This window comes from Geomonas paludis, assembly GCF_014193585.1.
Taxonomy (GTDB): domain Bacteria; phylum Desulfobacterota; class Desulfuromonadia; order Geobacterales; family Geobacteraceae; genus Geomonas; species Geomonas paludis.
Genome location: NZ_BLXY01000028.1, coordinates 1 through 5760 on the forward strand (window position 1 = coordinate 1; position 5760 = coordinate 5760).

A 5760-nucleotide genomic window follows, 5' to 3' on the forward strand; every position below is an offset into this window, starting at 1 on the left:
TGCACAAGGTGGCTATAACCGCTACGATGCGAAAGCTCCTGGTCATACTGAATGCAATGCTCAGAGATAACCAGCCTTGGAGCGATAGCCACGCTTTTGCTTGACAGAGAACACGGTTGCTTTGCGTTAAGTAATTGCCTTTTCCGGACCGCTGAATGGTCGAAGTTGAGAGCATTTTCGGCAAAGTGATAAAATGGTCAAAGATCCACTTGAAGTAATTGCAGTTTGATAACAAGAAGGATGAAGACCATGAAGACTACCACCTGTGCACAACTGAAGGAACAGTTGACCTCCGGCGCCCTCGTCATCGACGTCATGACGCCCGAGGATTACGCCGTCTGCCACTTGGCAGGCGCACATAACGCCTGCATCTACGAGATGGTATTCCTGGACCGCGTCGCGGAGCTGGTTCCCGACCGGAGCACCGAGCTGATCCTCTACGATGCGACCGGCAACACGCTCAGCGCCGAAGTGGCGCGGGACCGCCTGGTCCAGGCGGGGTATCAAAACGTTTCCGTCCTGGAAGGAGGACTCTCCGCCCTGAAAGCGGCCGGCCTTCCCGTCGAGACCGGAACGCAGGCACGCCCCGACGCCACGACCGCGGATGGCAGCTACGCCATCGATACCGAAAGGAGCTCGCTGCAGTGGATGGGACGCAACCTGAACAACCGTCACCATGGCACCGTCGCCGTGCAGGGGGGCGAGCTGGTCATGCGCGACGGCAGACTCACCGCCGGTTCCATCGTGCTGGACATGACCAGCATCGAAAACCACGACCTGCAGGATCCATACTGGCGCGATCTCCTGCTCAGGCACCTGAAGTCCGAAGACTTCTTCGCCGTCGACCGCTTCCCCACCGCCACTTTCAGGCTCATCCGGTGGGAGCCCGAGAGCGCGGAGTTTTCTGAGGCGCCCGAAGGGACCGCCATCGGCGAGTTGACCATTCGGGGCATTACCCGGCCGGTGGCCTTCCCCGCCATAGTAGCGCCCCAGGAAGACGGCAGTGTCAAGGCCCATGCCCACTTCGACATCGACCGGACCCTGTGGGACGCCGGTTACGGCTCCGCCAAACTCTTCGAGCGTCTCGGCATGCACCTCGTGCACGACCTGGTCACCCTGGAGCTGTTCGTCCTGGCGGTTAGAAAGTGATTACAGGAAGGAAAAGAGGAGAGACGATGTGCGGCAGAAGGGGGACTGGCTCCGTCAAATGCCTGTCCCCCTGGCGGAACGCTCCATTCAGTTCAGCCAACATCGGCAAACTTTTTACTATTCACAGGGATGAAGGGGATAAAGGGGATAAAGGCGTAAAGAGGATAAAGAGGATGCAGCGAAGACAAAGGGGTCAGTTTTACCTAAGGTTTATCCCTTTCATCCCCTTCATCCCTGTTGCTTGATTCTGCCTTTTACTGCGCGTCACCAGTATCACTGACCTCAGCCCCAGCCTCATCAGCCCGGACCCTGCTGCAACTGCACACCTTGCAGCCGCCCGACTCCGCGCAGGGCCGATGGATCACGTTGTACAGCACGAACAGTATGGTCCCCATCAGCACCGCGGCAAGAACGTTGCCGGCGCCGAGGAGATCCTCAGCCTGGAAAACGCGCCCAACCAACTGCACCCCGCGCACATCCGAGGCAGCGGCCGCGAGTTTGCCCAGACCCAGGTAGAGGATGGCGCCGACGGCTATGACCGTGCAGGCATTGATCGCCTTGGTCATCAGGTAGTGGCAGGAGAAGACGGTGCGGCTTTCGGAGAGGCAGATGATGGCACCGGTAGCGATACTGAAGGCGGCGCTGGGAACGAGGAGGTATTGGACCAGTTCGATGGTCGATTGGTTGAGGACGGCGGACTCTATTCTTTGCGAGGACGTCGTGTAGATGTGGAGCAGGTAGAGAAGGCAGGCGCCGCTTCCGGCCAGGATGGCCGAGGAAAGCATGTGGGCTTGTTTCAGCGCCGCCTGAAGGGCGGCAAAGAGTGGCAGTGACAGAGAACGCATCATGGCATCCCTCAACGCCGTCCACCCTACCCCGCGTGCGACGGCTGCAGAACCGCAGGCCCGATCGGGGCCCCATCGACTTCGATTCTTCGCGTACGGGAATTGCGCGGATGCATCGGCTGTTGCAGGTTCCCTCTCGCCCTGCCAAAAGCGTATACACTATTTACTTTAATAAGTAAACAGCAAAGGCTCCGCCTCCAGTGTCGACCGTCCCCCCTCCCCTCGCGGGAGGAGGATAGGGGGGTCTCCCCCTCCCTTGACGGGAGGGGGCAGGGGGGTGGGTGACCTTGCCATTAAAACATATGCGGCACCTACCCCTAGTTCATTTTGCGACGTGTGTTTGCTGCGCTTGCAGCAGCCGAGGCTGCTATTTGAGCGGCAGGTAGATGTCGGTGACCAGCTCGTGCTCCGCGACGTCCGGAACCAGGTTCAGGTAGTGGAAGAAGATCGGGAAGTCCCGCAGCTCCTCCCCGCTTTGCGGAAACCAGTCCCGGCACAGCGGATAGACCGTGTCGCCGATCCGGTCATGGCAGCCGAGGTGGCGCGCGACCGCGCAGCGGCCAGCCGGGATGATGCCGTTCCCTACCCCCTGCGGGTTTTCCGGCACCGGTTCCGACACGGTACCGCAGATGTCGAAGCGGAACAGCTCCGGCTCGGTCACCGCGGGATCGTCGTAGACGATCCCGAAGGTGAGCGCCTGCTTTACCGGCGAGAGTCCGCTCTGCTTGCGCCACTCGATGAACTTCAGCGCCGACTCGTCGATCTTCTCCGGTGCGCCCCGGTGGGGCAGCACCGCGATCCTCGTTTCCGGGAACTCCACGATTCTCACTTCCATCTCTTCTCTCCTTTGCATGGGCGGCGGCCGGAAGCGCTCCTTCCAGGGCTGCCATTGGGGGGATTTTCTGAACTGGGAGGGAGACTGGCCGAACACCTGCTTGAAGGCGCGCGAGAACGCCTCGGGACTTTCGAAGCCCGCGTCCAGGGCGATGTCGATGATGCGCTCCTCGCGGCGGTAGCAGAGCCGGTGCGAGGCGTGCTTCAGCCGCATTTGCCGGATGAAGGCGAAGACGCCCATGCCCGTATAGAGCGTGAACTGCCGGTGGAAGTGGAACTTCGAGAAATGCGCCACCCGGCTCAGTCCCTCCACCGTCAACGGCTCGTCCAGGTGCCGCTCTATGTAGCGGACCACCCTGTCGAAGCGCTCCGCGTATGCCTGTGCCTTGTCCATGTGCCTGCCGTCCCCTCTCGATTCGCAGGTCATCCTAGCGGAGAGTCGCGGAGAAATCCTGACGGGGATTGCTCAATGTGGCGAATATAGCATGCCCCGGCAGCAAGGCGCCAGTCATCGCGAAGCGCAGTTGCGCTTTGGGAGAATCTGAATCAGGCCGAAGAAACATCGAAGTTTTGTAGACTAAAGTACCCATACATAAATGCCGATAGTTATTTGATGGATCACTATGAGTGAAAATTTCCGGCTGGTGCTACTAAAGGGAGGAGTTATGGTAAACCTCACAATCGCAAAACGGTTACTGCTTGGCTTTGGAACCGTGTCGTTGCTGCTGTTCATCGTTGTGGGGGCGGGGATGAAAGGTCTCTACAGCAGTGCGGACCAGTTGAACAACGTTAACCGCATCAGCGGGCTGACCGCCAGTGCCGGACAAGTGTTGCTCAACCTGCAGGGGATCGACGAGGAAATGAAGGGACTGGTGCTGGCCGATACCCAAGCGGACCGGGACAAAATCGCCAAACACATGGAGGAGCACCGCAAAGCGTACCAACAGGCATTCGACGCGGTGAAGAAGAACACCAAGACTCCCGACGGCAAGAAACTGGTAGCGGAGTTGGACAGCGCACTCACCGCCGGCGCAAAGGTGAATGACGCACTGAAGGCCATTGCGGCCTCGGGCGATACCGCCAAGTTCAAAGCCGCCATTGCCGGCGAAGGAGAGCAGGCAAGGCAGAAATACGTAGCCGCAGCCGAGGCGCTGATGGACTACTACGCCAAGCGGACCGAGTTGCGCGTCAAGACCGCACAGCAAGCAGGGACGGCTGCCATTGCCACCATGCTGATCACCGGGGGCATTGCGTTTTTACTCAGCATCGCCATCTGCGCCTTGCTCACCTCGGGAATCAAGAGCGCCCTGAAGCAGATAAGCAGTGCCATTGCCGCCATCGCCAGCGGCGATCTTACCCGGCGCGTCGACTACCACTCCAGAGACGAGTTGGGGCTGCTAAGCGATCATATCAATGATTTCGCCGGCAAGATCCAGTCCATCATGCAGGAGCTCTCCAGCGATGCCACCAGGGTGGCCACGTCCTCGAACCAGTTGAAGGCAACGGCGCAACAGATGGTGAACGGAACCGAAGAAATCGTCGCCCAGGCCAACACCGTTGCCACCGCCGGAGAAGAGATGGCGGCGACCTCCAACGACATCGCGCAGAACTGCCACCTTGCCGCTCAAGGCGCCCAGGGAGCCAACCAGGCAGCAGTCGACGGCGCGGGGGTCGTCGAGGCCACCGTGGCCGTGATGGGAGTAATTGCCGAGCGGGTGCAGGGTGCGGCCAGGACCGTGGAATCGCTCGGAGAGCGTTCCGACCAGATCGGCGCCATCGTCGGGACCATCGAGGACATCGCCGACCAGACCAACCTGCTCGCCTTGAACGCTGCCATCGAGGCGGCCCGGGCAGGAGAGCAGGGGCGCGGCTTTGCCGTCGTCGCCGACGAAGTCAGGGCCCTGGCCGAGCGCACCACCCGTGCCACCCGTGAGATCTCCGACATGATCCGTACCATCCAGGGGGAAACCCAAAGTGCCGTCCAGGCCATGGAGCAAGGGAGCAAGGAAGTCGCGCGCGGGACCGAGCAGGCCTCCCGTTCCGGCCAGGCGTTGGAAGCTATTCTCGAGCAGATTCACGCCGTCATGATGCAGGCGAACCAGATCGCCACCGCCGCCGAAGAGCAGACCGCAACCACCAGCGAGATCAGTTCCAACATGGTACAGATCACCAGCATCGTGCAGGCCACCGCCCGGGGAGCCGACGAGACCGCCGCCGCCGCGGCCGCCCTCGCCTCCATGTCCGTCCGTCTCCAGGACATGGTCCGCCAGTTCAAGGTCGCCTAGACGGTGGCCCACGCGCGACTCTCCGGTCGCAGTTTACGACAGGAGAGTCGCCGAGAAACCAGAGCCAGAGGCATGAAAGTGGCGAAGGAGCACCCTTCGCCCTTTTTTTGCGCGTGGACTTGAAACACGGTCCGTGCCATTCTCGCACTTTCATCTCCACGTAAACTGCACTTACATGTCGGAAAAAACAGGTCTCCGGTGTTTAAATGCAACTCAGTGCGTTGCAAACGCCTGTTGGAGAAGTTTTCGAATTTTTATACGTGTGAGAATTCCACTGACCTGCGTTTAAACGACAGTGAGTTGAAGTTGAATGCAACTCCCTGCGTTTTAAGCTCCGGTAACTTGCCTTTTCGCATCTTGTTCGTGGGGAAAATTCACCTGAGGTGGTTTTGAAAACAACTCAGGTGTGGTTGAAGGCAACTGAGTGCGCTTCAAATGCATGTCCGAGTGTTTTTTCGATTCTTAGATGAGCTTGAAGCACACTCTCATGCCGATAAAAAATATCTTCAGCAGTTAAGTGTTGAGTGCCACGACATCGTGGACAGATTTTGATGCCAGGACATCGTGGACACTCGTTCCCTCAACGTAATTTGTAGTCGAATTCCTCGACCTGGATTCGGTCTTGGAAAACTTTCAGTTTCTGCTCT

4 protein-coding genes and 1 pseudogene are annotated in these 5760 nt (G+C 59.3%); 3 read left to right on the forward strand and 2 right to left on the reverse strand.

What is annotated here, in order from left to right; genetic code table 11:
- A pseudogene (locus H7687_RS21745) lies at window positions 1–104 on the forward strand (IS110 family transposase); the annotation flags it as partial.
- 145 nt (window positions 105–249) lie between these two features.
- The gene (locus H7687_RS21750) at window positions 250–1149 is read left to right on the forward strand and encodes a YceI family protein (protein WP_183351378.1); all 900 of its coding nucleotides are present in this window, start codon (window positions 250–252) and stop codon (window positions 1147–1149) included.
- A 254-nt stretch (window positions 1150–1403) separates the two neighbouring features.
- On the opposite strand, the gene H7687_RS21755 is transcribed toward H7687_RS21750, so the two are convergent.
- Both H7687_RS21755 and H7687_RS21760 read right to left on the reverse strand, forming a co-directional pair.
- Window positions 1404–1997, reverse strand: a complete 594-nt coding sequence (locus H7687_RS21755; RefSeq protein ID WP_183351380.1) for a hypothetical protein — start codon at window positions 1995–1997, stop codon at window positions 1404–1406.
- Window positions 1998–2361: 364 nt separating this feature from the next.
- Window positions 2362–3222, reverse strand: a complete 861-nt coding sequence (locus H7687_RS21760; protein ID WP_183351382.1) for an AraC family transcriptional regulator — start codon at window positions 3220–3222, stop codon at window positions 2362–2364.
- A 271-nt stretch (window positions 3223–3493) separates the two neighbouring features.
- Here H7687_RS21760 and H7687_RS21765 point away from each other — a divergent pair, with 271 nt between their 5' ends.
- Entirely contained in the window at window positions 3494–5113 is a 1620-nt protein-coding gene (locus tag H7687_RS21765; RefSeq protein ID WP_246405069.1) for a methyl-accepting chemotaxis protein, read from the forward strand.
- The last annotated feature ends 647 nt before the right edge of the window (window positions 5114–5760 follow it).

Coding starts and splice junctions, on each gene's coding strand:
- H7687_RS21750 (WP_183351378.1), top strand. CDS start 250: ATGAAGACTACCACCTGTGCACAACTGAAGGAACAGTTGACCTCCGGC.
- H7687_RS21755 (WP_183351380.1), bottom strand. CDS start 1,997: ATGATGCGTTCTCTGTCACTGCCACTCTTTGCCGCCCTTCAGGCGGCG.
- H7687_RS21760 (WP_183351382.1), bottom strand. CDS start 3,222: ATGGACAAGGCACAGGCATACGCGGAGCGCTTCGACAGGGTGGTCCGC.
- H7687_RS21765 (WP_246405069.1), top strand. CDS start 3,494: ATGGTAAACCTCACAATCGCAAAACGGTTACTGCTTGGCTTTGGAACC.